The following is a 23,406-nucleotide window of genomic DNA, read 5'->3' as shown; positions in this document are numbered from 1 at the left end:
GAGCAAGTAGGACGGGCGAGGGGGCGGACATGGAAATCCATGTCCGCCCCCTCGCATGTGCGCCTAGAGCGACTTCAGGTTCTCGGCCTGCCGCTCGATGAACTCGAGGCTCCGGCCGGGGTCGAGCGCGGCGGAGCGGAGGTAGCCGAAGATCTCGTGGAAGGGCTGCACGTCGGCGCCCTCCTCGTAGACGTCGCCGTTGTGGCCCTCGATGTAGACGACGTCGGGGTGGCGGTAGCCCGGGTCGACCTCGCCCTCGAGCGGGCCGAAGCCGAGGATCGTGAACGACGAGAGCATGCCGGGGTAGGCGCCGCCCTCGAACGGCAGCACCTGGAGGTGCACGTTCGGGAGCGAGCCGAGCTCGAGCAGGTTCTGCAGCTGGTCGATCATCACCTTCGGGCCGCCGAGGACGCGGCGGATCGCGGCCTCGTCGATGACGTTCCAGATCTTCAGGTCGCCGCGCAGCCGCTGCTGGCGCTCCATGCGCAGCTCGATCCGCTCGTCCATGAATCGCAGCGACTGCTCCGGGACCATCCCGAAGGTGGCCTTGGCGTACTCGCGGGTCTGCAAGAGCCCGTTGATGATCAGGCCGTCGTAAACGTTCAGGCTCGAGGCGTCCTGCTCCAGGCCGATGTAGGTCGCGTACGGCGGGGAGATGGTGTCGGAGTACCGGGCCCACCAGCCGCGCTTGCGGCCGTCGCGGGCCAGGCGCACGAGCTCGTCGACGAGGTCGGAGTCCTCGACCCCGTAGACCTCGACCAGGGCCTGGACGTCGCGGGGCTTGATGCCGACCCGGCCGAGCTCCATCCGGTAGATCGTGGAGCTGGTGACCTCGAGGGCGGCGGCGGCGTCGTTGGCGTCCTTTCCGGACTTCTCGCGCAGGTCCCGGAGGATCCTCCCGGCGCGGCGGCGGCGGACGGTGGGACTGCCGGTCGAGGGCATCGCCTTGCCTCCCAACTTCTTCGGCAGATCGCTCTCAGCGTTGTCGTTCGATGTTCCCATTTGACACCCTGATCTCTCCGGATTCGGTGAGGACGCACCGGGAGGGGGGAGGACTTCTAGGCCGCACACCCGGTAACGTCAGCTGTTCTCAAGTGCGGCCGGCCGGTGTCGCCAGAACGGGTCGTCCGGGTCTCGCCTGCTCGGCCGCGGGGCGGGAGGAATCGCCACCCGATCCGGTTATACCTCTTGCATCCAAATTCTGCATGTGCAATTCTACTGTACGGAGGGGCCATCCGCCTCCCCTCGACTGTACCGATTCGACACCGCGACTCGGCATCGACCAGGTCAGACCGGACCTCGAGGCCCGAATACTAAGGGCCACAATCGATCTCAGTTCAGCGAAAGACCGGAAAGGCAGCCCGCGTTGCGAAGTCCGTACACACTCGACAACCCCCCGCCGGATGAGCCGCCCAGCAACGTGCTGGTGCCGAGCCTCTGGCGGGTCCAGGCCCGCTGGTGGAAGCGGCACACGCCCGCGTTCGACCAGCGCGGCGCGAAGCACCCCGTGTGCGGCCACTGCAGCCAGTCCTGGCCCTGCCACTCGTGGGCCTGCTGGGACGGCCAGCTCGGCCAGGCCGTCGGCGGCCAGGCCGCCCCCCGCGCGCTCCCCGAACCCGCGACCCCGGTTCGCGCGCTCGGCGACGTCGTCGTCGCCGCCGCGAAGTCGTAGCGCCCGGCGCCGCGGGCGGGCGCGGCGCCGGAAATCCCCCGATCGGGCCGAAGTTCGCCCGACCCAGCGCGTAGCCTCAGCCGCCGCCGTTCGTTAGTCCCTCAGAACCGGGTCCGACACCGGACCGATTGATGGCTCGCAAGCATCGCCTTAGCTGCGAAAGCACGGCCCGCGAGCTTCGCCGAGGAGGGGAAAGCCGCCGGAATGCTGAGCACTCGCAACCTCAAGGCAGGCGTGGTTCTGGACGGGCGGTACCGGCTCGAGCGGCGCATCGGCGGCGGCGGCATGGGCGACGTCTGGGAGGGTGTCGACACGATCCTCTGGCGCACCGTCGCCATCAAGGTCCTCCTCGCCGACCTCGTCGACGACCGGGGCTTCCGCGAGCGCTTCCGCCGCGAGGCCCGCGCCATCGCCGTCATGCAGGGCCCCGGTGTGGTCGAGGTGTACGACTACGGCGAGATCGAGGACGAGGACGCGCAGCTCGCGTACCTGATCATGGAGTACGTCGACGGCAAGCCGCTCTCGCGCCTGCTCGGCCTGTGGGGCAAGCTCAGTCCGGCCGATTCGATGCGCGTGGTCGGCGGCGTGGCCGAGGCGCTGCACGTGGCCCACACCGCGGGCATCGTGCACCGGGACATCAAGCCGGGCAACATCCTCGTGCGCGCGGACGGCTCGGTGGTCCTGGTGGACTTCGGGATCGCGCGCGTGAGCCACAACCTGACGCTCACCACCACCGGGGTCGTGCTCGGCACGGTCACCTACATGTCGCCGGAGCAGGCTGCGGGCGAGAACCTCACACCCGCTTCGGATCTGTACTCGCTCGGCGTCGTCGCCCACCAGTGCCTGGCCGGGTCGCCGCCGTTCAAGGCCGACACCCCGCTCGGGGTGCTCTCGGCCCACCTGCGCAACGCGCCGCCGCCGCTGCCTACCGACGTGCCGTACGAGGTCGCCGAGATCGTGCGCCGCTCGCTCCAGAAGGAGCCGTCGGCGCGCTGGGCGGACGCCGCGGAGCTGGCCGAGGCCTGCCGCGAGACGCGCGCGGCGCTGCTCGGCAACCGGGCTCCTGCCATGGCGCGCACCAGGGTGCAGCCGGCGCGGGCGGCCGCGACCGGGGTGGGCACGGTGGGTCCGCCGTCCGGCGCGCACCGGCGTCCGGTGCAGGAGGGCGACACCGGCGTCGGGCAGTACCCGTCGTACCAGACCGGGCCGCAGCCGGTCTCGCGCGCGGTGCCTCAGGAGCCGCATCCTTCCGTGCCGCCGCGCACCGACGACCACACGCTGCCGCCGCTCACGGGCTCGCACACCGGGGCGCACGCCATGGCCCCGCCGACCGGCCCGACCGGGCCGGTGCCTCCCGCTGCGGCGCCGAAGGAGCGGCCGAGGCGGCGCGGCCTGTGGCTCTCGCTCACCGCGACGGTCGCCGCGGTGGCGGCGCTGAGCGCGATCGCGCTCAGCCTGCCGTGGAACGAGGACGAGAAGCAGGGGACGCTTCCCACCGGCGAGACCGGCGCTGACGGCGCCGAAGTGCAAGGGCAGGACGGCGACGGCGGCGTCTGGGACGACGGCGACGATGACGACGGCGAGGCGACCTCGGCCGATCCGAGCGAGACCGCTTCGGCCGCAGGCGAATCTGCGCCCGCAGCGGGTCCCGCGACGGCCGGGCCGTCGCTGACCCCGAGCGACGCGCCGAGCATGTCGGAGAGCCCCTCGCCCACGTCGCCCGCGAAGACGGCCGTGCCGAACGTGGTCACGCAGACGGAGGCCGACGCCCGCTCGCGCATCGAAGAGGCGGGCCTGACCCCGGCCGTGGACTACGAGGGCGAGGGCGAGACCCGCTGCGGCGTGGTCCGCCAGTCCCCCAGTGCCGGAAACGAGGTCGACCCGGGCTCGACCGTCCAGCTCACCGTGAAGCGCGCGGCGGACGCCGAAGGGTGCAAGCCGGAGACCGGCGAGACGGAAGCGCCCGCAGAGGAGCCGTAGAAACCAACCAAGCGCCCGGCGACCATTCGGTCGCCGGGCGCTTCTCGTTTCAATTGCGGTGCAAGGCCTCAGGCCTTACTGGCCCGCGGCCTGCCTCGCCGCCTCGAGTTCGTCGAGCGCGGCGAGCAGGGCGTCGAGGGCCGCGCCCTCCTGCTCGTTCGAACCGGAGGCCTGCGCCTCCTCGTAAGCCGCCTGCGCCTCGAGGACCTTCGTGATCGCGGCCTCGACTTCCGGCGGGTCGGCCGGGGCCTCGGTCGTGGGCGTCTCGCTCGGCGTCTCCGAAGGCGTCTCGCTCGGCGTCTCGCCGTCGGTCTCGCCCTCGTTCTGCTCGGCCTCGCTCGGCGCGCCCGACACGTACTTGTCGACCACCATCGCCACGGCCTCTTCGAACGTCGGCGCGAAGCCGACGTAGCCGCCGTAGCTGATCGCGACGTTCGTCAGGCGCGGCAGGTCCTCGCCCTGGCCGCCCGCCTGCCGCCGCAGGTACATCGGCTCGAGGTAGAGGATGCCGTCGCCCACCGGCAGGGCGAGCAGGTTGCCCCACTCGACCGTGGTGCCCGCCTGCGTGGCGTCGCGGAGCGTCGTCACCACCTCCGATGTGGACGTGATGATCTGGTGGATCTGCCGCACCGACTGGTCGTCGCCGCCGACCACGTCGTAGAGCTGCAGCTGCGGGTCGCCGTTCTCGTCGTAGTAGCCCGACATGAGGCTCGCCAGCGCGTTCTCGCGGTTCCTCGGCGTGAAGGTCGAGGTGAGCTGGAAGTACGGCTGGGTCTGCTCCGGGTAGGTCGCGTACACGTAGTAGGCGGGCTGGGTGACCGGCGAGTTCTGCGACGGGTCCTCGGGGGTCGCCCAGGCCTCGCTGCCCTCGATGAAGGTGCGGGACTCGTCGACGTGGAAGCGCTGGAGCAGGCTGCGCTGGATCTTGAACAGGTCCTGCGGGTAGCGGAAGTGCGCTTCGAGGGCCTCGGGGGTCTCCTCCTTGGGGGTGATGAGGTCCCCGCCGTAGATCGCGTTCCAGGCCTTGAGGATCGGGTCCTCGTCGTCGAACTCGTAGAGCTTGACGGAGCCGTCGTAGGCGTTCACGACCGCCTTGACCGAGGAGCGGATGTAGTTGATCTCCTCGTTGGGCTGGTTGGCGACGCCCTGGCCGGAGTAGGTGTCGTTCGTCGCGTCGGCGAGGTTGACCCGGTCGGAGTAGGGGAAGTCGTTGGTCGTGGTGTAGCCGTCCACGATCCACACGATCTCGCCGTCGACGACGGCCGGGTACGGGTCGGCCTCGACGGTGAGGAACGGGGCGACCTTCTGGACGCGCTCGCGCACGTTGCGGTTGTAGAGCAGCTGCGACTCGTCGTTGATCTGGTCGGAGAGCAGGAAGCGGGGCTCCTGGAACTCCCACGCGTAGAGGAGGCGCCGGCCGACGGAGCCGATGTCGATGCCGCCGTCGCCTTCGTAGGTGGTGTAGCGGTCGGCGCCGATCTCCTCGGCGTCCTCTTCGGTGGAGTCCTCGTCGCTGACGGCGACGTCGATCGGGCGGTCGTACTCGCGGGGGGTGTCGCCGTCGGGGACGCCGACGATGGCGTACTCGTTGTTCAAGAGCCCGTAGTAGATCTGGGGCTTCTCGACGTTGATGATGTCGTTGCCGATCCGGCAGTTGCCGGGGTCGTCGGAGAGGACGCCGGAGGTGAAGCAGGGGGCGCCGCTGTCGCTCTCGGTGGTCGAGGCGGAGACGAAGCCCCAGCCGTGCGTGTAGACGGTGTGGGCGACGGTCCAGTCCTGCTGCTCGTCGGTGAGCTGGCTCGGGTTGAGCTCGCGGAGGCCGACGACGAAGTCCTGGGTGACCTCCTGGCCGTTCTCGTCGGTGTAGGTGTAGCGGTCGATGTCGAGCTTCTCGTTGAAGTCGTAGAAGCTGCGCGGCTGCTGCGCCTGGGTGAACGCGTCGGAGACGACGAACGGGTCGATGAGGCGCACGAACGGGACCGTGGACTGGTCGGCGGCCATGGTCTCGGCGTTCGGCTGGGAGGCGACCGGGTACGTGGTGGTCTCGAGGTCCTCCATGCCGTAGGCGTAGCGGGTGCCGTCGATGGTGTGCTGGGCGTAGGGGCCTTCGCGCTGGGGGCGGTTGGGCTCGACCTGGAAGTTGCGGACGACGGCGGGGTAGATGCCGCCGGCGGCGATCGCGGTGACCACGACGAGGCCGAGGGCCGCGGCGGGCAGCGCCAGCGATCTGGTGAAGCCCCAGGAGAAGACGAGGATGACGAGGGCGGCGATGACGGAGACCCAGATGAGCGCGTTCTTGGCGTTCATGAGGGCGGTCATCTCGGTGTAGCCGCCGCCGACGATGCCGGTGACCTGGTTGTCCTGGGTGGTGAAGTCGAAGCGGTCGAAGTAGTAGGCGACGGCCTTGAGCCCCAGGAAGAGTGCGACGAGCACCGAGAGGTGGATGCGGGCGACGTTGGTCATGCGGTCGCCCTGACCGGAGAAGCGCAGCGCGCCGTAGAGGTAGTAGGCGCTGAGGGAGGCGAGGATGCCGACGACGACGGCGGCGAAGCCGAAGCCGATGAGGAACTGCCAGAAGGGGAGGCGGAAGACGTAGAAGCCGGCGTCCATGTGCAGGACCGGGTCGGCGTGGTCGAAGGTGCCGCTCTGGCGGAACAGCAGCCAGGTCTCCCAGCGGCTCTGGGCGGACATGCCGGCGAAGATGCCGACGATGACGGCGACGCCGCCGATCCACCAGCCGGCGCGCGGCGAGATGAGTTCGCGGTAGCGCTCGAGGCCTTCCTGCTCGCTCGTGGCGGGCCACGTGTCGGGACGGAAGCGGAAGGCGAGGTAGAGGTTGAGGCCGGTCCAGGCGGCCATCGCGAGGGTGAAGACCCCGAAGAGCCCCAGGCGGGTCCACATCATGGTCGCGAACACGGAGGTGAAGCCGACCGAGTCGTACCAGAGGTAGTCGGTGCGCAGGCCGACGAGCCAGCCGAGGACCGACAGCAGGACAATCGCGCCCACCAGGAGTATCAGGACGTAGCGTCCTCGTCGGCTCATCCGTGGGGGGGTGGGCGTCCGGTTCGCCACTGCAGCAACTCCTTCACGTCGTGCGGTGCCGGCTCGGCGGTGCGTGCGAGCCGTCGGTCAACAGGGTTCAGCAGGTCGTGACTTCCCCGCCTGCGGCCAGGGACTCGAGCGCCGCGACCGCGTCTGCGAGCGTCTCGACTCTGACAATAGTCATGTTGTCGGGCGCGACGGCGACGGCGTCCGAACAGTTCGAAGCCGGGGCGAGGAAGACCTCGATGCCCAGATCCGCCGAAGCGGCGATCTTCTGCTGGATGCCGCCGATACCGCCGACGTTCCCTTCGGAGTCGATCTCGCCGGTGCCGGCGATGACCTTTCCGTCGGTGAGATCGCCCTCGGTGACCCGGTCGACGATGCCGAGCGCGAAGATCAGGCCTGCGGAGGGGCCGCCGATGTCGAGCGCTTCGGTGTCGATCTGGATGTTGTAGGGATCGTCGTGGGTGGACTGGAGTTCGGCGTCGCCGAGGGTCACTCCGGGGACTTCGACGGCCGCGCCGGCGCGGGTGACGGTGACCGTGGTTTCGCTCTCGGCGTAATCAGCGAGGTCCTCGAGCGAGGTGACGGCGGTCCCGTCGACCGCGGTGACGACGTCGCCGGTGAGGAGGCCGCCCGAGTCGGCCTCGACGGTGATGGTCGCGGGTTCGCCGAGGTAGCCGAGGGCGGCCTGCTCGGCGTTGGACTGGGACTCGGCCCAGTCGGCCTCCTGCTCTTCGGCGATCTCCTCCTCGGATTCGCCTGGCGGGTAGACGAGGTCGCGCGGCACGATCGCGTACTCATTGGACAGCCAGTAGCGCATGGCCTGCACGAGGGTCACCGACTGCTTGACGCGCACGGTGGTCAGGCGCAGCTCGCCCTCCGAGGGGTACTCGGTGTCGGCGGTGATGATCGGGTGCTCGACCCCTTCGACCTCCTCGGAGCCGAGGACGTCCTCGGTGGGGCCGGGGCTGAACACGACGTAGGCGACGTCCATCGAAAGCGCCTGCCAGGTCAGCAGCGCCACCAGGACCGCACCCAACAGGACGGTGATTCCTCGCCTTCGCATGCGCGGAAGCCTACATCCCTTCGCCCGAAGCGGTGTTCGGCCCGCAGCGAACAGCGCGCTTCCAGTTCGGCGGGCCGTGGCCCGCGCCCCCTACTCTGACGTACGGTTGGCCCATGGGCTCCGACATTCCATTCGGCTTCGGCAATCTGGGCGGCGACCTGCCCGACCCGAACGATCCGCGGGTGCAGCAGATGATGCAGCAGCTGCAGCAGATGATGGCGCAGTCGCTGTCGTCCGGTCCGGTCAACTGGCAGCTGGCCAAGCAGCTCGCCGAGTCCGAACTGAAGAGCGAGAACGTGGTCGGCCCCGCCGAGCAGGCGCAGGTCGCCGAGGCCGTGCGCCTCGCGGACCTCTGGCTCGACTCGGCCGTGAACTGGCCCTCGGGCGTCACCGCCACCGACGCGTGGTCCCGCAAGCAGTGGATCACTCGCACCGAGGACTCCTGGAAGCAGCTCGCCGAGCCGCTGGCCGCCCAGATGGGCGAGGCGATGCAGACGCTCGTCCCCGAGGAGATGGCCGGGATGCTCGGCCCCATGGCCGACGTCATGAAGGGCGTCGGCTCGGCCCTGTTCGGGGCGCAGATGGGGCAGGCGCTCGCGAAGCTCGCCGGTGAGGTGCTCTCCTCCTCCGAGGTCGGGCTGCCGCTGGGCAAGACCGGTGTGGCCGCGCTGCTGCCGGGCAACATCGCCGAGTACGCCGAGGGCCTGGAGCTGCCCGTCGAGGAGGTGCGGCTGTACGTGGCGCTGCGCGAGGCCGCGACGCACCGGCTGTTCACGCACGCGCCGTGGCTGCGCTCGCACCTGCTGGGCGCGCTGGAGGCGTACGCGCGGGAGATCCGCATCGACGAGTCCGCGATCGAGGAGGCCATGTCGGGCATGGACCCGATGGACCCCGAGGCCGCGGCGACCCTGGACCTGAGCGAGGTCTTCAAGACGGAGGACACCGAGCAGCAGAAGGCGGCCCTGTCGCGGCTCGGCACGACGCTGGCGCTCATCGCCGGATGGGTGAACACGGTCGTGGCCGAGGCGGTGGGCGAGCGGCTGCCGACGATCGACCGGCTCATGGAGGCCGCGCGCCGCCGCCGGGCCACCGGCGGTCCCGCCGAGCAGACCTTCGAGGCGCTGGTCGGGCTCGACCTCGACCCGGCGAAGGTGCGGGCGGCGACGCGGCTGTGGCAGTCGCTCACCGAGGCGCGGGGCGTCGAGGGGCGCGAGGCGGTCTGGGCGCACCCGGACCTCATGCCGAGCGCGGGCGACCTGGAGCACCCCGAGGGCTTCGCGTCCGTCTCCGAGGCGCTCGAAGACCTCGACATGTCGATGTTCGACCAGCTCGCGGTCAACGACCCGAAGGACGATGACGACGAGGAGCCCGGGGACAAGTAGCGCCCCGAGACGCATCGGCCTTCACGCGCGCTCGCTGGCCTCGGCGTCGGCGATGCCCTCGAGATAGCCGCGGGCCCGCTCGGCCTTCGCGTACCGGCCGACCATGTCCCAGAACGGGCGCGAGTGGTCGGGGTGGACCAGGTGCGCGAGTTCGTGGAGCAGGACGTAGTCGATCACCCATGAGGGCATCATCGTGATCCGGCGGGAGATCCGGATCGTGCCGTCCGAGGGGGTGCACGAGCCCCACCGGCGCTGCTGGTTGTCGACCCAGCGGACGCTCCTGGGGGTGGCGCACTCGGGGTGCTCGGGGTAGTACCGGCGGGCGAGCCTGACGGCCCGGTCTCGCAGGGCCGCGTCGGACGCGCGGCCGTCGCGGGCCTCGCGTTTCCGCAGCCTCGCGAGCATGTGGTCGATCCACTCCTGCTCCTCGGTCTCCGAGAAGGCGTCAGGGATCATGACGACCACGCGGCCTCGTTCTTCATAGGCCGCTACGGTTGCCCGGCGTCGGGGAGAGCGCCGCACTTCAACGGGGGGATGCACTTTGCGCGCCATGAACGCACACTAAACCCGGGGGGTGACAATCGCATAACGCGGATGTCGCGATTGCGGTGAGAGCAGTGAAATGCCAAGAAAATCCCCTCGCCGATTTCCCGCAGAGTGGGATCGAGCGAGGGGCTGGGGCCGTCCGGCCCCGAGGTCACGATTCCTTGCCGAGAATCCGGTTCATCTTGGTGCCGCAGACCGGGCAGGTGCCCTTGGCCATCCGGCGGCCCGAGTCGGAGACGACCACGGTGCCCTCGAAGTCGCGCTTCTCGCGGCACTTGACGCAGTAGCCGGTGTAGGTCTTCGTCGCTTGAGCCACTGGATTCCCCCTGTTGTGCGCGAGCCTGTCGTGCAGGCCCTGTTGCGACGGTCACGCTGTGCGACCGTCCGGCCTCAGAATGCCACAGATTTCACGCCTGTAAGCCCCGCCGCGCCGCTTCACCCGAGTGGGTGACCCTCAGGCGGGAGACACGCGTGACTTCGGGGCCGTTCGGGGGGGCACCGCCCAGGTGGTCGGCACGCGCGTGACCTGGCGTGCCCGTGCCGTCGCCAAGTGGCGCTTCGCCGTGAGAGCATTGGGAACGTGAGCGACAGGCATGGACCCGCCCATTCGGGTGACGACCTCCCGCGCCGGGCGTTCTCCCGGGGCATGAAACTCGCCTCCCTGCCGCTGGGGCTGGCGGGCCGGGCGACCGTGGGGCTGGGCAAACGGGTGACCGGACTGGCCGACGAGATCCTCAGCGAGCAGGCGCAGCGGCGCACCGCCGAGCACGTCTTCAGTGTGCTCGGGCAGCTCAAGGGCGGGGCGATGAAGCTCGGCCAGGCCCTGTCGATCTTCGAGGCGGCCCTGCCGGAGCACCTGGCCGCGCCGTACCGCCAGGCGCTGACGAAGCTCCAGAACGCCGCTCCCCCGCTGCCGGTGGCGAGCGTCCACGGGGTGCTCGAACGGCAGATGGGCGCGGACTGGCGCGAGCGCTTCGCCGAGTTCGACGACGCCCCCGCCGCGGCCGCGAGCATCGGGCAGGTGCACCGCGCGGTGTGGAAGGACGGGCGGCCCGTCGCCGTCAAGATCCAGTACCCGGGCGCGGGCGACGCGCTCCGCGCCGACCTGCGGCACCTCTCGCGCATGGCCCCGATGTTCAAAGTGCTGCAACCGAACTTCGACGTCAAGAAGATCACCGTGGAGCTGCGGGAGCGGCTGCTCGAAGAGCTCGACTACGAGCTGGAGGCGACCACGCAGCGGCAGTTCGCCGAGGCCTTCCAGGGCGACCCGCTCATCGTGGTGCCCGAGGTGGTGCACGCCAGCAGCGAGGTGCTGGTGACCGAGTGGATCGCCGGGCGCCCGCTCGCCGAGATCATCGCCGAGGGCACGCAGGAGGAGCGGGACGCGGCCGGACTGCGCCTCGCGACCCTGCACTTCTCGGCCCCGAAGCGCGCCGGGCTCCTGCACGCCGACCCGCACCCGGGCAACTTCGCCATCGGCGAGGACGGTCGGCTCGTGGTCTACGACTTCGGCGCGGCCGCGCGCCTGCCCGGCGGCATGCCCGTCCAGGTGGGCCGGCTGACGAGACTGACCCTCGACGGCAAGGCCGACGACGTGGTCGCGGGCCTGCGGGGCGAGGGATTCGTGCCGCCGCGGCTGGACATCGACGCGAAGTCGATGCTCGAGTTCCTCCAGCCGATGCTCGAGCCGATCGCGGGCGACGAGTTCCAGTTCTCGCGCGAATGGCTGCGCAAGGAGAGCACGCGCCTCACCGGCCACGGCTCCGAAGCGGCGAAGCTGAACAAGCAGATGAGCTTCCCGCCCTCGTACCTGCTGATCCACCGGGTGACCATGGGCTCCATCGGCGTCCTCTGCCAACTCGGCGCGACCGCGAAATGGCGCGCCATCCTCGAAGAGTGGCTCCCCGGCTTCGCCGACCCCGAAGGCACCGACCCCAACCGCTGAGCAGCCCTCGTATCCCGGCGGCTGTCACACCCCCGCGAGACCATTGTTTCGGGGGCGTTGGCGACCCGCCACTCCCGACCGCGGGGGACGGTCACGCCCCCTCGATGTCGCACTCTTGCGAGATCATCGATTCGGGGGCGTCTGCGAATGTCCGAAATATGCAGACACGCCAGGACCCTCCCTGACACGCAGACACCATCCTGAGGCCGACACCACGCGCAACGCCGGCGCGGCGCTGAGGCAGACGAGCGCCGGGCACGACAAGAACCGGGCACAACAAAAGGGGCCCATCCCCTCTCAGGGATGGACCCCTTCAGCCAACGCGGTTAGTGCGTCGTCAAAGTCGGCCCCGGCGGCGGTGACGCCCCGTGTATCCGGCTTCCTTCCAAAGGCTCCGCATCCGCAGCCGTCCGATACCGCCGAGCAGCGGGTTCGTCAGCTCCATCGGGCGGATCGCCTCGGCCTCCCCGATGAACGAGGGTCCGAGATCCTTAACGCCGACATCCTTCTTGAGATGGCGGCTCAGCTGGTCGACCGTCATGACACCGTCACCCCCGCGAGCGCGAGTTCCCGGGTCCGCTCGGCCAGTTCCTCCTGGGCGGCCCGCTCGATCAGCGCGGCGTCCTTGCGGGGCCGGCCGCGGGGCCGCTTGCGGGCCACGACGTTCCCCTTCTCGAAGATCTCGCCGCCCCACACGCCCCAGGGCTCGTGGCGCTCGAGCGCCCCGGCCAGGCAGGCCAGGCGCACCGGGCAGTCGGCGCACAGGGACTTGGCGAACTCCAGTTCGGTGGGCTGCTCCGAGAACCACAGGTCGGCGTCGTACTCCCGGCAGGCCAGGTCGCCGCCGGTCTCTCGGGCCTGGTCTCGCAGCTCGGGCCCGATGAGGGTGTCGGTCATGAGCTCGGTCTCCTCTCTCATCTCGATGGTCTTCTCGACGTTCGGTCGCATCAGTGCTGTGTGAGGACGCAATTGCTCAGCAATCTGTCTCGTCTGTCTTCAACTGGTGGGCCGCGACCTGGCGTTTAAGCCATACAAAAAGGCCGCGATCCCTGGGGCGGGATTCGCGGCCTCGAGAGTTCCGAGCGGGCTTAGTCGATAAGCCCTTTCGATGTTCTCGAGGCGGTCTCCCGCGGGTGGCGCCGTGACGCTTCTCGGAGCCGGTAACCGGCTGCCAACCGAGGCCTGCGAAGTCGCGGCCACGTCCGATGACGACATTGGCGCCCATATCGGTGTTGTCGATGGTCTTCACGGTGCTCAGCGTCGTGATCTGGACGGCGCCGGGCAGAGTGGTGCCACGGACCGGAGCGGGGACGGGCGCGATGTGCCGATAGACGGCGGCTGCCACGAACGACACGCCGAGCGGCGTCGTGCTCTGGGTCTCGTCAAGCAGCTTCATCTGTCCCCTCCCTTCGGGTTCCGTGGTCAACATTGGTCTTCATCTCCTCTTGCCGGATGCTGAGGCACACACCTCACCCCGGCTTGAGCAACGCTACGCCGCTCTCGCTTGGGAGCGCAACGTCTTTTTCTGCGAGTCTCGCGAGAAAGTTTTTGCCGCCAGATTTACCGGTCAAGTACCGGTCACTCCTCGCTCGTGCACATCGCGATGGCCTCCGTCACTTCTCCGCCGTTGACCAGGTGCAACACCGCCGGGCCGTACTTGTCCAACTTGGACTTGCCGATGCCGTGGAGGGACGCGAGCTCACTGTCGGATCCCGGACAGCGCTCGGCAATAGCGATCAAGGTCACATCCGTGAAGACGGTGAAGGCCGGCTTGCCGTCCTGTTTGGCGACGCTGACCCGCCACTCGCGCAGCCGCTCGAACAGTTCCTCGTCCATAGTGGCGGGACAATCCTCGCAATGCCCCAGCTTGCGGTCCCGGGCGTCAGTGAGCGGCTTGCCGCAGCCGGAGCAGTCGAGGACCTTCGCCTTCTTGCGCTCGCGCGGCTTCGACACCGCCGCACCCGGGTCGGTCGGGCGAGGGAAGCCGCCGAGGCCGAGCGGCGCGAGGAAGCGGCACAGCCGCCGCTCGCGCCCGCCCGAGCTGCGGGCGAGCCCATACGAGAGCTGGAGCAGTTCGCGGGCGCGCGTGATCCCCACATAAAGCAGACGGCGCTCCTCTTCGAGCGCGGTCTCGGTGCGCGCGAATGTGGTCGGCAGCGTGCCGTCGGCCAGGCCCACCAGGAACACCGCGTCCCATTCGAGGCCTTTGGCCGCGTGGAGGCTCGCGAGGGTCACTCCCGAGACGGCCGGGGCGTGCTGCTCGGCGGCCCGCCGGGAGAGCTCGGCGCAGAACGCCTCCAGGTCCGGATCGGGGCCCTCCTCGTCCGGGTTCGCCCGGTGGTGCTCCAAGAACTGCTCCGAGAGCGCCACGATCGCGGCGACCGCCTCGTACGCCTCGCGTTGCGCCCCACCGGAAGGCGCCGAATCCGGCCGCCACCCGACCGCTTCGAGCGCGGCGGGCACCGCCTCGCCCAGCGGCATCGCGCCGATGTCCGTCTTCGCCGCCGAGCGCAGGGCGACCACCGCCTGGCGCACCTCGGGTCGGTCGAAGAACCGCGCCGCGCCGGTGACCACGGTCGGCACGCCGTAGGAGGCCAGGGCCTCTTCATACGCCTGCGACTGGGCGTTGGTGCGGTAGAGCACCGCGATCTCCGCAGGGTTCATGCCGTCCGCGATGAGCTTGGAGCAGCGGCGGGCGATCATGTCCGCCTCCTCGGCCTCGTCGGCGAAGACCTCGGCGGTGACGGCCGGCCCGGGCGGGCGCTGGCCGATGAGTTCGAGGCGCATCTTCGCTTCGCGCCCTTTGGACTCGCCGATGATCTGGTTGGCGAGGGCGACCACCTGCGGGGTGGAGCGGTAGTCGCGCACGAGGCGCACGAGCGAGGCGTTGCGGTGCTTGCGGGTGAAGTCGAGCAGGTTCCGCGAGGTGGCGCCGGTGAAGGAGTAGATGGTCTGGCTGGCGTCGCCCACCACGGTGATGTCGTCCCGGTCGCCGAGCCAGGCGTCGAGCAGCCGCTGCTGGAGCGGGGTCACGTCCTGGTACTCGTCGACCACGAAGAACCGGTACTGGCTGCGGATCTGGTCGGCGGTGGCGGCGTGGTCGGTGATGAGGTCGGCGGTGTACGCCAGCACGTCGGCGAAGTCCATGACCCCGGCGCGGCGCTTGGCCTCGATATAGGCGGCGTAGACCTTCGCCACGTCCTCGGGGGCGGCGGGCGCGTCGCGGCCGAGCGCGGCGATCGCGCTCACGTAGTCGTCAGGCCCGATGAGGGACGAGGCGGCCCATTCGATCTCGGTCGTGAGGTCGAAGTTCTTGGCGCGCGAGGTCTGGAGTCCGGCGCGGGCGGCGGCGATGGCCGTGAACTTCAGGGTCGAGTCGACGAGCTCGGGGAGCTGCCCGCCGAAGCGGCGGGTGCCGAAGTAGCGCAGCTGGCGCAGCGCCGCGGAGTGGAAGGTGCGCGCGTTCACGCCCGAGACGCCCAGGCCGCGAAGGCGGTCGCGCATCTCCCCCGCCGCGCGGGCGGTGAAGGTGACGGCCGTGACGTGCTGGCCGCGCATGTCGCCGCGCAGTACCCGCCAGGCGATGCGGTGGGTCACCGCGCGGGTCTTGCCGGTGCCGGCGCCGGCGAGGATGCAGACCGGTCCGGGCGGGGCGGTCACCGCCTCGCGCTGCTCAGGGTCGAGTCCGGAGAGGAGCTGTTCGATGGCCTGATCGCGTGCGGTCATCCGACCAGTCTCCCAGAGGCCTCCGACAAGAACTGCCGGGCCGTTCGCCCGAACGCGGCGGAGGTGAGGACGACCACTGCGGCGGCCGGCACGGCGGGCAGCGGCCGAGCCGCCAGACCCTGGGGATCGGGCCCCGGTTCCGAGAGTGCCTGAGGGGTACGACAATTCGAGATCGCGGCGCGGTGTGAGGACCGACACGGTGATGTCGATTTTGGGGGAATGCCCCTAGGCGGTATCGCGTTACCCTCGAAGACGAAGGAGGATCGATGATCACGATGTACAGCACCACCTGGTGCGGTTACTGCAAGCGGCTCAAGTCCGCGCTCGACCGCGAGGGCGTGCTCTTCAAAGAGGTCAACATCGAGGAGGACGCCGAGGCCGCGGCGTTCGTCATGGGGGTCAACGGCGGCAACATGACCGTCCCGACCGTGCTGTTCGAGGACGGGACCGCCCTCACCAATCCTTCTCTGGCCCAGGTGAAAGCGAAAGTCAGCGCTTGACCTGTGCCACATACCGAGACTATGGTCACGTTTAGGACACAAAGCCGGTACGATGCCCTATAGTTGACTCGTCAAGCTTGCTTAGCGACTTCGAGGGGTGGTCGCTAAGCATTCAGGCCCGGGATGGATCCGTCCCGGGCCTTTTCTTATGCACCGATTGTGAGCACTGGAGCCCATATGTCGTCACCCCGCGCCGCCCTCGGCGTCACCCTCGTTCTCGCCGCCTCGCTCTTCTTCGGCGTCTGCGGCCCCTTCGGGAAGGTCGTGATCCAAGCCGGGCTCACCCCGATCCAGGTCACGTGGCTCCGCATCTGCGGCGTCGGCCTCATCGCGATCGCGGCCGCCCTCGTGCCGCTGCTGCGGCTGCGCGGCAAGGACGAGCGCCTGCCGTGGGGCGGGCTGGTCCTGTTCGGCCTCACCGCGATCGCCGCGGTGCAGGCCTTCTACTTCATCGCGGTCGAGCGGCTGCCCGTCGGCATCGCGCTGCTTCTGGAGTTCATGGGCCCCATCGTGGTCGTCGCGTGGGTGCGGTTCGTGCGCCGCACGCTGCTGCCGCGCGCGGCGGTCATCGGGACGCTCCTGAGCATCGCGGGCCTGTGCATCGTGGTCGAGGTCTGGTCGGGGCTGCGCCTCGACGCGGTCGGCCTCGTCGCGGGCTCGGCCGCGGCCGCCTGCCAGGCCACGTACTTCCTCTCGGGTGAAAAGCTCACCGCGAAGGTCGACGTGCGCGTGCTGCTCGCGGTCGGCTTCGCCGTCGGCGCGGTCGCCTTGGCGCCCTTCGCGGCCCCGTGGGCGCTCGACTGGGAGGCCCTCTCCGACGATGTCTCGCTCGGCGGCATGACGACCACCGGCCTCGTCAGTGTGATGCTGCTCATCGGCTGCACGGCGCTCGCGTACGGCCTGGGCCTCAGCGGGCTGCGGTTCATCACCGCGCCGGTCGCCGGCGGCATCGGCTACGCCGAGGTTGTGATCGCCTCGCTCTCGGCATGGGCGCTGCTCGGTGAGGCGCTGACGGTGCCGCAGATCATCGGCGGCGTCGTCGTCATCGCCGGCGTCTTCACCGCGCAGCGCGCCGTCGCCGTAAAGACCGCGGCGCCGGACGAGACCGCCGAAGCGGCCGTCACTAAAGTCTTATCCCTCGGCCAGCCAGGCGTCGATCAGGAAGCGCGCGATGGAGATCCGCACGGCGCTCGGCGTCGAGTCCTCCGTGTCGACCCACATCTGCCGCACCTCGTCGCGCGTGAACCAGCGCGCGTCCGAGATCTCCTCGGCCTGCAGGACGAGCTGCTGCGCCGGGTCGGCGGTGGCACGGTAGGCGAGCATGAGCGAGCGCGGGTAGGGCCACGGCTGGCTCGAGACGTACGCGAGCCGGTCGATCTTGATGCCGATCTCCTCGCCCACCTCGCGGTGCACGGCCGCCTCGGCGGATTCGCCGGGCTCGACGAACCCGGCGATGCACGCGTACCGGCCGCTCCGGACCGCGGCGGGGCCGGTCTTCGGCGCGCCGGAGTAGCGGCGGTGCTGGGCGAGCAGCACGCGGTCGGCGCCGTCGTCGATGAGGACGATCACGGCCGGGTCGGTGCGCGGGAAGACCGGGCGGCCCGAGTCGGCCGCGAGCTCCCAGCCCGCCTGGCGGGCGGTCAGGGGCTCGCCGGTGGTCGGGTGGAACCGGTAGGTCGCGTGCCAGTGGGCGATCGCGATGGCCTGCACGGCGATCGCGAGGTCGCGGCGGTCCCAGTCGGGCCTGATCCAGCGGCCCGGCAGGCCGTCGGGCAGGTCGGCGAGGACGGTGAACACGGGCGGGTGCTCGCCGCCGAGGTAGACGCGCTGCCCTTCGGGCGCGGTGTCCGCGTCGAAGTAGTGCAGGCCGTCCTCGTCGGCGGCGATGCGCTCGTTCACCGGGTCGCAGACGACGATCTGCGCCTGCTCCCAAGCGGCCGTGAGCCATTCGTCGTCGCCGCGGTGCTCGCCGAGCCGGTCGAGCACGTCGATCGCCAAGGGCGGGTGGCTCATGCGGCTTCGATCTCCCCGAACCCGGCGAGCGGTTCGCGGATCTCGGCGCCGTCGCCGAGGACGACGGTGACCGCCCGGTCGGGGTCGAGCCGTTCGGCCGCGACCCGCTGGATGTCCTCGGGCGTGACCTCGCGGATGCGCTCGGAGTGCTCGGCGAGCCAGGCCAGCGGCAGGTCCGAGGCGGCGAGCACCGAGATGTAGTTGGCGATGCCGGCCTGGGTGGCGGTGGCGAGCTTGACCGAGCCGAGCGCGTAGCGGCGGGCCAGATCGAGCTCGTCGGCGGCGGGCGGGCGCTCGGCCATGCCGCGCAGCTCGGAGCGGACCTCTTCGAGCGCGGGACCGGTGACCTCGGTCGCGACGTCGACGGCCGCGAGCTGGATGGAGCCGGCCGGCGAGTGGTCCACACGGGACCGCGGCGAGTAGCCGTAGCCCTTGGTCTCGCGCAGGTTCATGACCAGGCGCGAGGAGAAGTAGCCGCCGAAGACGAGGTTCGCGAGGTGCTGCGCGGCGTTGTCGGGGTGCGTGCGCTCCACAGCCGCGTAGGCGACGCGGATCGCGGACTGCACCGAGCCGGGCCGGTCCACCAGGACGAGCGGGCCGGGGACGAGCACGGGCAGCGGCTCCATGCGACGCGGTTCGCTCGCGCCGTTCCAGTCGCCGAGGGCCTTCTCGACGGCGGCGTAGGCCGCGTCGGTGTCGATGTCCCCCACGATGATCAGGCGCGCCCCGACCGGGTGGACGCGGGCGGCGTGCAGCGCCAGGACCGCGTCGCGCCCGACCGCCTCGACCTCGGCGGCGGTCGGCTGCTGGTGGCCGTACGGGTGGCCGTCCCACAGGCGCGCGTCGAGGACGCGGTTGACCTGGAAGTCGGGCTGCTGCTCGGCGACCGAGAGGCCGTCGATGATGCGCGAGCGCTCGACCTCGAGCGGGCCCTCGGGGTACTCGGCGGCCTTGAGGAGGTCGCCGAGGACTTCGAGGAGCTCGGGCAGGCCGGTCGCGAGGCTGTTGCCGGACACGGCGATCCGGTCCGGGTCGGCCCCGGCGCCGAGCGCGCCGCCGACGCCCTGGAGGCGCTGGGCGATCTCGGTCATCGAATTGGTCTCTGTCCCGGAGAAGAGCGCGGCCGAGAGCAGGTCGGCGGTCGCGAGGTCGACGTGCGCGGCCGGGATGGAGAGCCGCACCTCGGCGAGCGGGACACCGGGGCGGCGGGTGAGCAGCACCCGGAGCCCGTTCGGGAGGGTCCGCTCGACGGGGACCGGCAGGGACAGCGGGACTTCCGGTGCGAGACCGGGAATGACGTTGCTCACTGGTTTCCTCCCGGAATGACTTCGAGAACGGCGCGGCGGTTCGGCGTCAGCGCGGCGGCGGCGCGGGCGACCGATTCGGCGGTGACCTCGCCGAGCAGGGCGGGGAATCGGGTCGACATCGCGGCGTCGCCGTGGAAGATCTCGGCGGTCGCGAAACGGCGCGAGCGCCCCATCACCGAGTCGTCGCCGCGCAGCAGCTGAGCGGCGACGCGGGCCTTCACGCGGTCGAGCTCGGCCTCGTCGACGCCTTCGGCAATGCGGGCCAGCTCCTCCTGGACCGTGCCGAGCACGGTGTCGACGACGGTGCCGGGCGGCAGGAACGCCTGCACCAGCATCACCGTCGGGCCGCGCGACGCGAACGGCTCGGCCATGAAGGTGGTGTGGGCGGCTACGGCGGTGGCGGTGCGGTCGGTGTGGATGAGCCGCTCGACCAGGCGCGAGGCGTCGCCGTCGGTGAGGAGCTCACCGAGGACCACGTACGGCAGGAACTCGTCGAGCTCCGTCACCGGGTCGGGGACCCGCCAGGCGATCGCGGCGGCCGGGAGGGTCGCGCGCTCGTCCGTGTACGAGACGCGGCGTTCAGCACTGAGGTCGGGTTCGTCGAAGGACGGGTGCACCGGCGCGGGGCGCGCCTCGACGCTCCCGAAGTGGCGCTCGACGAGCTCGCGGGCCTGGGCGAGGTCGAAGTCGCCCGCGACCGAGAGGACCGCGTTCGAAGCCGGGTAATAGGCGTTGAAGAACGACTTCGCGTCGTCCACCGTGGCGGCGTCGAGGTCGACGAACGAGCCGTAGCCGTCGTGCGAGTTCGCGAACGTGTCGAACATGACCGGCGGGAGCTTGATCCACGGGAAGCCGCCGTAAGGGCGGTTGAGGACGTTGACGCGGATCTCCTCCTTCACCACGGATACCTGGTTCGCCAGGTTCTCCTCGGTGATCGCCGGGCCGCGCATGCGGTCGGACTCGAGGAACAGCGCCAGCTCCAGGCCGTTGGACGGGAGGAGGTTGAAGTAATCGGTGTAGTCGATGTGGGTCGAGCCGTTGAAGGTGCCGCCCGCCGACTGGACGTGCCGCATGTGCTCGGCCTTGCCGACGTTGTGGGAGCCCTGGAACATCATGTGCTCGAACAAGTGGGCGAAGCCGGTCCGGCCCTCGGGCTCGGAGCGCATCCCGACGTCGTACACCACGGCGACGCCGACCACAGGAGCCCCGGGGTCCGGCGCGAGGACCACCCGCAGCCCGTTGGCGAGCTTGAACCGCTCGATCGCGAACGCCGGGGCGGGAATCGTCGCAACAGTCATGGACGGAACCCTATCTCAGCTCGGTGTCCATCCTGTGCCAGCGCCGTTCCAGCGCGTGCTCCCGGTGCGGCGCGGCGTTCGTCACAGAAGCTTGGAGACGGCACGAACTCCTGCTTGACTTCTAGGCTATGAACGCGCAGCACCTCGGACGCATCAGCGACGCCACCGGCGCCGCCGCGCCGTGCTGCCGAATGTGCGCCTGCTGAGGGTCCCTGCACCGCCGCGCCCCGAAGCGGCGATCTTCCCCAGCGAAAGCGATCTTCCTTCCTCATGGAACCGAGACCCAGCATCCGCCTGTCCGGCGTGACCAAGCGCTTCGGCGACGTGGTCGCCCTCGACGGGGTGGACCTCGACGTCGCCCCCGGTGAGATCTTCGGCATCCTCGGCCGCTCCGGCGCCGGCAAGTCGACGCTCCTGCGCACCGTCAACCTCCTCACCCGGCCCGACTCGGGCACGGTCGAGGTCGACGGCGTCGAGCTCTCCCAGCTTCGCGGGCGCGATCTCCGGGCGTCGCGGGCCAAGACCGCGATGATCTTCCAGCACTTCAACCTCCTGTCGAACCGCAACGCGGCATCCAATGTGGCCCTGCCTCTGCGGTTCCGCCGCGTCCCGCGCGCCGCCCGCCGCGAGCGCGCGCTCGAACTGCTCGACCTCGTGGGCCTCTCCGACAAGGCGAAGGCCTACCCGGGGCAGCTCTCCGGCGGGCAGCGCCAGCGCCTGGCGATCGCCCGCGCGCTCGCCGCGAATCCCGCCGTCCTCCTCTCCGACGAGGCGACTAGCGCGCTCGACACGGACACGACGGACGAGATCCTCGACCTCCTGGCGCGGCTCAACCGCGAACTCGGGCTCACGATCCTGCTCATCACGCACGAGCTCGAGGTGATCACCCGTATCTGCCACCGCGCGGCGGTGATGGAGGAGGGCCGGTTCGTGGAGATCGGCGCCGTTCCCGAACTGCTCGCCGACCCGGACTCGCGCCTGGGCGGCCAGGCCCGGCGCCTCGCGGCCCGCCTGCTCGGCGAGGAGGTGGCCCGATGACGGACCGACTCGTCGAACTGATGACCGAGGCGTTCTGGGAGACGCTGCACATCGTGGCGGTCTCGGGGGCGTTCACGCTCCTGGGCGGGCTCCTGCTCGGGACGATCCTCTACATCACGTCCGCGACCGGCCCGAAGCCGATCGCGGTGGTGAACGCGCCGCTCGGCTTGATCGTCAACATCGGCCGGAGCGCCCCGTTCGTGCTGCTCATGGTCGCGGTCGTGCCGCTGACCCGCTTGATCACGGGCACGAGCATCGGCACCGAGGCGGCGATCGTGCCGCTCACGGTCGCGTCGATCCCGTTCTTCGCGCGCCTCGTCGAAGGCGCGCTCCTCGAAGTCCAGCCGGGCCTCATCGAGGCGGCCCGCTCGATGGGCGCCAGCACGCCCGCGCTCGTGTGGCGCGTCGTGCTCCCCGAAGCCACGCCGGGCCTCATCAGGGGCTTCACCGTGACGCTGGTCGCGATCGTCTCGTACTCCGCGATGGCGGGGATCGTGGGCGGCGGCGGCCTGGGCGACCTCGCCTACCGCTACGGCTACCAGCGCTTCGAGACCGAGTACATGATCTGGCCCCTGGTCATCCTCGTCGTGCTCGTGCAGCTCTTCCAGATCCTCGGCGACCGGTGCGCCCGCACCCTCGACCGCCGCTGACGTTATTTCCCTACCTTCCTTTAGGAGAACACCATGTTCAATCGTCGTGCCCTCGTGGGCGCATCCGTCGCCACGGCAGCCGCTTTGACCCTGGCCGCCTGCGGCAACGACGGCGGCTCGGAGGCCACTGAGACCAACGGCACGGTCGTCGTCGCCGCGACGTCCGTCCCGCACGCCCAGATCCTGCAGTTCGTGCAGGACAACCTTGCCGAAGAGGCGGGTCTGACGATCGAGATCGAGGAGTTCAGCGACTACCTGCAGATCAACCCGTCGACCGCGGACGGCTCGACCGACGCGAACTTCTTCCAGCACCTGCCTTACCTGGAAGAGGACAACGCGGCCCAGGGCACCGACCTGGTCGAGATCGCCCCGGTCCACATCGAGCCGCTGGCCCTGTACGCCAACACCGCCGCCTCGGTCGCCGACCTCGGCGACGGCGCTCAGATCGCGATCCCGGCCGACCCGTCCAACGGCGGCCGCGCCCTCGCACTCCTGCAGGACGCGGGCCTGATCACCCTCGCCGACGGCGTCGACGTGACCACCGCCACCGAAGACGACATCGCGGACAACCCGCGCAACCTGGAGTTCGTGGCCGTCGAGGCCGCCCAGCTCCCCCGCGCCCTCGAAGACGTGGACGCCGCCGTCATCAACGGCAACTACGCCCTCGAAGCGGAACTGAGCCCGGCCGAGGACGCCATCGCCAGCGAGTCCGCCGAGAACAACCCGTACGCGAACTACCTGGTGACCACGGCCGCGAACGCCGACAACGCCGACATCAAGAAGCTCGGCGAGCTCCTCCAGTCCGACGAGGTCAAGCAGTACATCCTCGAGACCTGGACCGACGGCTCCGTCATCCCGGCCTCCTAACCTGCGAAAACACCCCCGGCTACCCGGTTGCACCGGCCGATCCGCAACACGTAAGATAGTTGCGGCCAGGCCGGGCGACCGGAACGGCCGAAGGAGTGTGGCGCAATTGGTAGCGCATCGGTCTCCAAAACCGAGGGTTGCAGGTTCGAGTCCTGTCACTCCTGCAGATTCAAAAGGCCCGGACCAGATGGTCCGGGCCTGATTCGTTTCCATCTGCGGGAACAGCCGGCGGTTGTGACGCGATCGCGAGAGCATTCCCGATCGCCGACTATGGCAGCGCGCGATTCGATCCGCCGACTGGATGCGGTTGACGCAGGGCCTACAGCTATTTCTCCCAGGACGACGCTTCGGCCGCCTTCCTGTCCATCACC

The 23,406-nt window shown here is 70.1% G+C and carries 20 protein-coding genes, 1 tRNA gene and 2 pseudogenes; 10 read left to right on the top strand and 13 right to left on the bottom strand.

Annotation, left to right across the window (positions count from 1 at the left end):
* Positions 1 to 63: 63 nt before the first annotated feature.
* A complete protein-coding gene (locus tag J5V16_RS21955) occupies positions 64 to 1,002 on the bottom strand; it encodes a helix-turn-helix domain-containing protein (protein ID WP_208499120.1) in 939 nt (312 codons plus the stop codon).
* Between the two features lie 364 nt (positions 1,003 to 1,366).
* Here J5V16_RS21955 and J5V16_RS21950 point away from each other — a divergent pair, with 364 nt between their 5' ends.
* Together J5V16_RS21950 and J5V16_RS21945 are read left to right on the top strand one after the other, a co-directional pair.
* Complete coding sequence (locus J5V16_RS21950) at positions 1,367 to 1,672, top strand: hypothetical protein (RefSeq protein WP_208499119.1); 306 nt, start codon at positions 1,367 to 1,369, stop codon at positions 1,670 to 1,672.
* A 204-nt stretch (positions 1,673 to 1,876) separates the two neighbouring features.
* Positions 1,877 to 3,652, top strand: a complete 1,776-nt coding sequence (locus tag J5V16_RS21945) for a serine/threonine-protein kinase (protein WP_208499118.1) — start codon at positions 1,877 to 1,879, stop codon at positions 3,650 to 3,652.
* Between the two features lie 75 nt (positions 3,653 to 3,727).
* On the opposite strand, the gene J5V16_RS21940 is transcribed toward J5V16_RS21945, so the two are convergent.
* Both J5V16_RS21940 and J5V16_RS21935 read right to left on the bottom strand, forming a co-directional pair.
* The gene (locus tag J5V16_RS21940; RefSeq protein WP_208499117.1) at positions 3,728 to 6,658 is read right to left on the bottom strand and encodes a UPF0182 family membrane protein; all 2,931 of its coding nucleotides are present in this window, start codon (positions 6,656 to 6,658) and stop codon (positions 3,728 to 3,730) included.
* Between the two features lie 133 nt (positions 6,659 to 6,791).
* Complete coding sequence (locus J5V16_RS21935; protein WP_208499116.1) at positions 6,792 to 7,763, bottom strand: YlbL family protein; 972 nt, start codon at positions 7,761 to 7,763, stop codon at positions 6,792 to 6,794.
* Positions 7,764 to 7,876: 113 nt separating this feature from the next.
* Here J5V16_RS21935 and J5V16_RS21930 point away from each other — a divergent pair, with 113 nt between their 5' ends.
* Positions 7,877 to 9,145, top strand: a complete 1,269-nt coding sequence (locus J5V16_RS21930; RefSeq protein ID WP_243901549.1) for a zinc-dependent metalloprotease — start codon at positions 7,877 to 7,879, stop codon at positions 9,143 to 9,145.
* A 21-nt stretch (positions 9,146 to 9,166) separates the two neighbouring features.
* Here J5V16_RS21930 and J5V16_RS21925 read toward each other — a convergent pair whose 3' ends face one another.
* Positions 9,167 to 9,697 carry a M48 metallopeptidase family protein gene (locus tag J5V16_RS21925; RefSeq protein ID WP_208499115.1) on the bottom strand — a complete coding sequence of 177 codons (531 nt, stop codon included), beginning with the start codon at positions 9,695 to 9,697 and terminating at the stop codon, positions 9,167 to 9,169.
* Positions 9,698 to 9,842: 145 nt separating this feature from the next.
* On the bottom strand, positions 9,843 to 10,007 hold the full coding sequence (locus J5V16_RS21920; protein WP_205327395.1) for a DUF5679 domain-containing protein: 165 nt from the start codon (positions 10,005 to 10,007) through the stop codon (positions 9,843 to 9,845).
* A gap of 330 nt (positions 10,008 to 10,337) precedes the next feature.
* On the opposite strand from J5V16_RS21920, the gene J5V16_RS21915 reads away from it, so the two are divergent.
* Positions 10,338 to 11,636: an ABC1 kinase family protein gene (locus J5V16_RS21915; protein ID WP_208499153.1), complete on the top strand. Its 1,299-nt coding sequence runs from the start codon at positions 10,338 to 10,340 to the stop codon at positions 11,634 to 11,636.
* A gap of 337 nt (positions 11,637 to 11,973) precedes the next feature.
* On the opposite strand, the gene J5V16_RS21910 is transcribed toward J5V16_RS21915, so the two are convergent.
* From J5V16_RS21910 to J5V16_RS21895, 4 genes are all read right to left on the bottom strand, one after another.
* Positions 11,974 to 12,177: a hypothetical protein gene (locus J5V16_RS21910; protein WP_208499114.1), complete on the bottom strand. Its 204-nt coding sequence runs from the start codon at positions 12,175 to 12,177 to the stop codon at positions 11,974 to 11,976.
* Complete coding sequence (locus tag J5V16_RS25160; protein WP_208499152.1) at positions 12,174 to 12,533, bottom strand: WhiB family transcriptional regulator; 360 nt, start codon at positions 12,531 to 12,533, stop codon at positions 12,174 to 12,176. Before J5V16_RS25160 ends, J5V16_RS21910 begins: the two co-directional genes overlap by 4 nt.
* A gap of 76 nt (positions 12,534 to 12,609) precedes the next feature.
* Positions 12,610 to 13,032, bottom strand: coding sequence for a hypothetical protein (locus J5V16_RS21900; RefSeq protein WP_208499113.1), 423 nt, complete (start codon positions 13,030 to 13,032; stop codon positions 12,610 to 12,612).
* 182 nt (positions 13,033 to 13,214) lie between these two features.
* Positions 13,215 to 15,362 carry an ATP-dependent DNA helicase UvrD2 gene (locus J5V16_RS21895; RefSeq protein ID WP_208499112.1) on the bottom strand — a complete coding sequence of 716 codons (2,148 nt, stop codon included), beginning with the start codon at positions 15,360 to 15,362 and terminating at the stop codon, positions 13,215 to 13,217.
* A 266-nt stretch (positions 15,363 to 15,628) separates the two neighbouring features.
* On the opposite strand from J5V16_RS21895, the gene J5V16_RS21890 reads away from it, so the two are divergent.
* Entirely contained in the window at positions 15,629 to 15,862 is a 234-nt protein-coding gene (locus J5V16_RS21890; protein WP_208499111.1) for a mycoredoxin, read from the top strand.
* Positions 15,863 to 15,985: 123 nt separating this feature from the next.
* A pseudogene (locus J5V16_RS25840) lies at positions 15,986 to 16,861 on the top strand (EamA family transporter); the annotation flags it as partial.
* Here J5V16_RS25840 and J5V16_RS21880 read toward each other — a convergent pair.
* The 4 genes from J5V16_RS21880 to J5V16_RS21865 are packed head-to-tail and all read right to left on the bottom strand — an operon-like array spanning position 16,816 to position 20,480.
* Positions 16,816 to 16,986, bottom strand: coding sequence for a hypothetical protein (locus tag J5V16_RS21880; RefSeq protein WP_208499110.1), 171 nt, complete (start codon positions 16,984 to 16,986; stop codon positions 16,816 to 16,818). The pseudogene J5V16_RS25840 and the gene J5V16_RS21880 overlap by 46 nt on opposite strands.
* 7 nt (positions 16,987 to 16,993) lie before the next feature.
* The gene (gene nudC / locus J5V16_RS21875) at positions 16,994 to 17,875 is read right to left on the bottom strand and encodes an NAD(+) diphosphatase (RefSeq protein ID WP_208499109.1); all 882 of its coding nucleotides are present in this window, start codon (positions 17,873 to 17,875) and stop codon (positions 16,994 to 16,996) included.
* Positions 17,872 to 19,182, bottom strand: coding sequence for a M16 family metallopeptidase (locus J5V16_RS21870; protein WP_208499108.1), 1,311 nt, complete (start codon positions 19,180 to 19,182; stop codon positions 17,872 to 17,874). Before J5V16_RS21870 ends, nudC begins: the two co-directional genes overlap by 4 nt.
* Positions 19,179 to 20,480, bottom strand: a complete 1,302-nt coding sequence (locus J5V16_RS21865) for a M16 family metallopeptidase (RefSeq protein WP_208499107.1) — start codon at positions 20,478 to 20,480, stop codon at positions 19,179 to 19,181. Before J5V16_RS21865 ends, J5V16_RS21870 begins: the two co-directional genes overlap by 4 nt.
* A gap of 270 nt (positions 20,481 to 20,750) precedes the next feature.
* Here J5V16_RS21865 and J5V16_RS21860 point away from each other — a divergent pair.
* The 4 genes and pseudogenes from J5V16_RS21860 to J5V16_RS21845 form a co-directional block, all read left to right on the top strand.
* Positions 20,751 to 21,461 (top strand): annotated as a pseudogene (locus tag J5V16_RS21860) (methionine ABC transporter ATP-binding protein); the annotation flags it as partial.
* Between the two features lie 53 nt (positions 21,462 to 21,514).
* Positions 21,515 to 22,168: a methionine ABC transporter permease gene (locus J5V16_RS21855; RefSeq protein ID WP_208499105.1), complete on the top strand. Its 654-nt coding sequence runs from the start codon at positions 21,515 to 21,517 to the stop codon at positions 22,166 to 22,168.
* Between the two features lie 33 nt (positions 22,169 to 22,201).
* Positions 22,202 to 23,035: a MetQ/NlpA family ABC transporter substrate-binding protein gene (locus J5V16_RS21850; protein ID WP_208499104.1), complete on the top strand. Its 834-nt coding sequence runs from the start codon at positions 22,202 to 22,204 to the stop codon at positions 23,033 to 23,035.
* A 91-nt stretch (positions 23,036 to 23,126) separates the two neighbouring features.
* Positions 23,127 to 23,199: transfer RNA gene (locus J5V16_RS21845), tRNA-Trp, on the top strand.
* The last annotated feature ends 207 nt before the right edge of the window (positions 23,200 to 23,406 follow it).

The sequence above is a fragment of the Glycomyces niveus genome, assembly GCF_017592475.1.
Classification (GTDB): Bacteria; Actinomycetota; Actinomycetes; order Mycobacteriales; family Micromonosporaceae; genus Glycomyces; species Glycomyces niveus.
The sequence above is the reverse complement of the archived record's forward strand: the minus strand, read 5'-3'. Positions and strand labels throughout refer to the sequence as shown.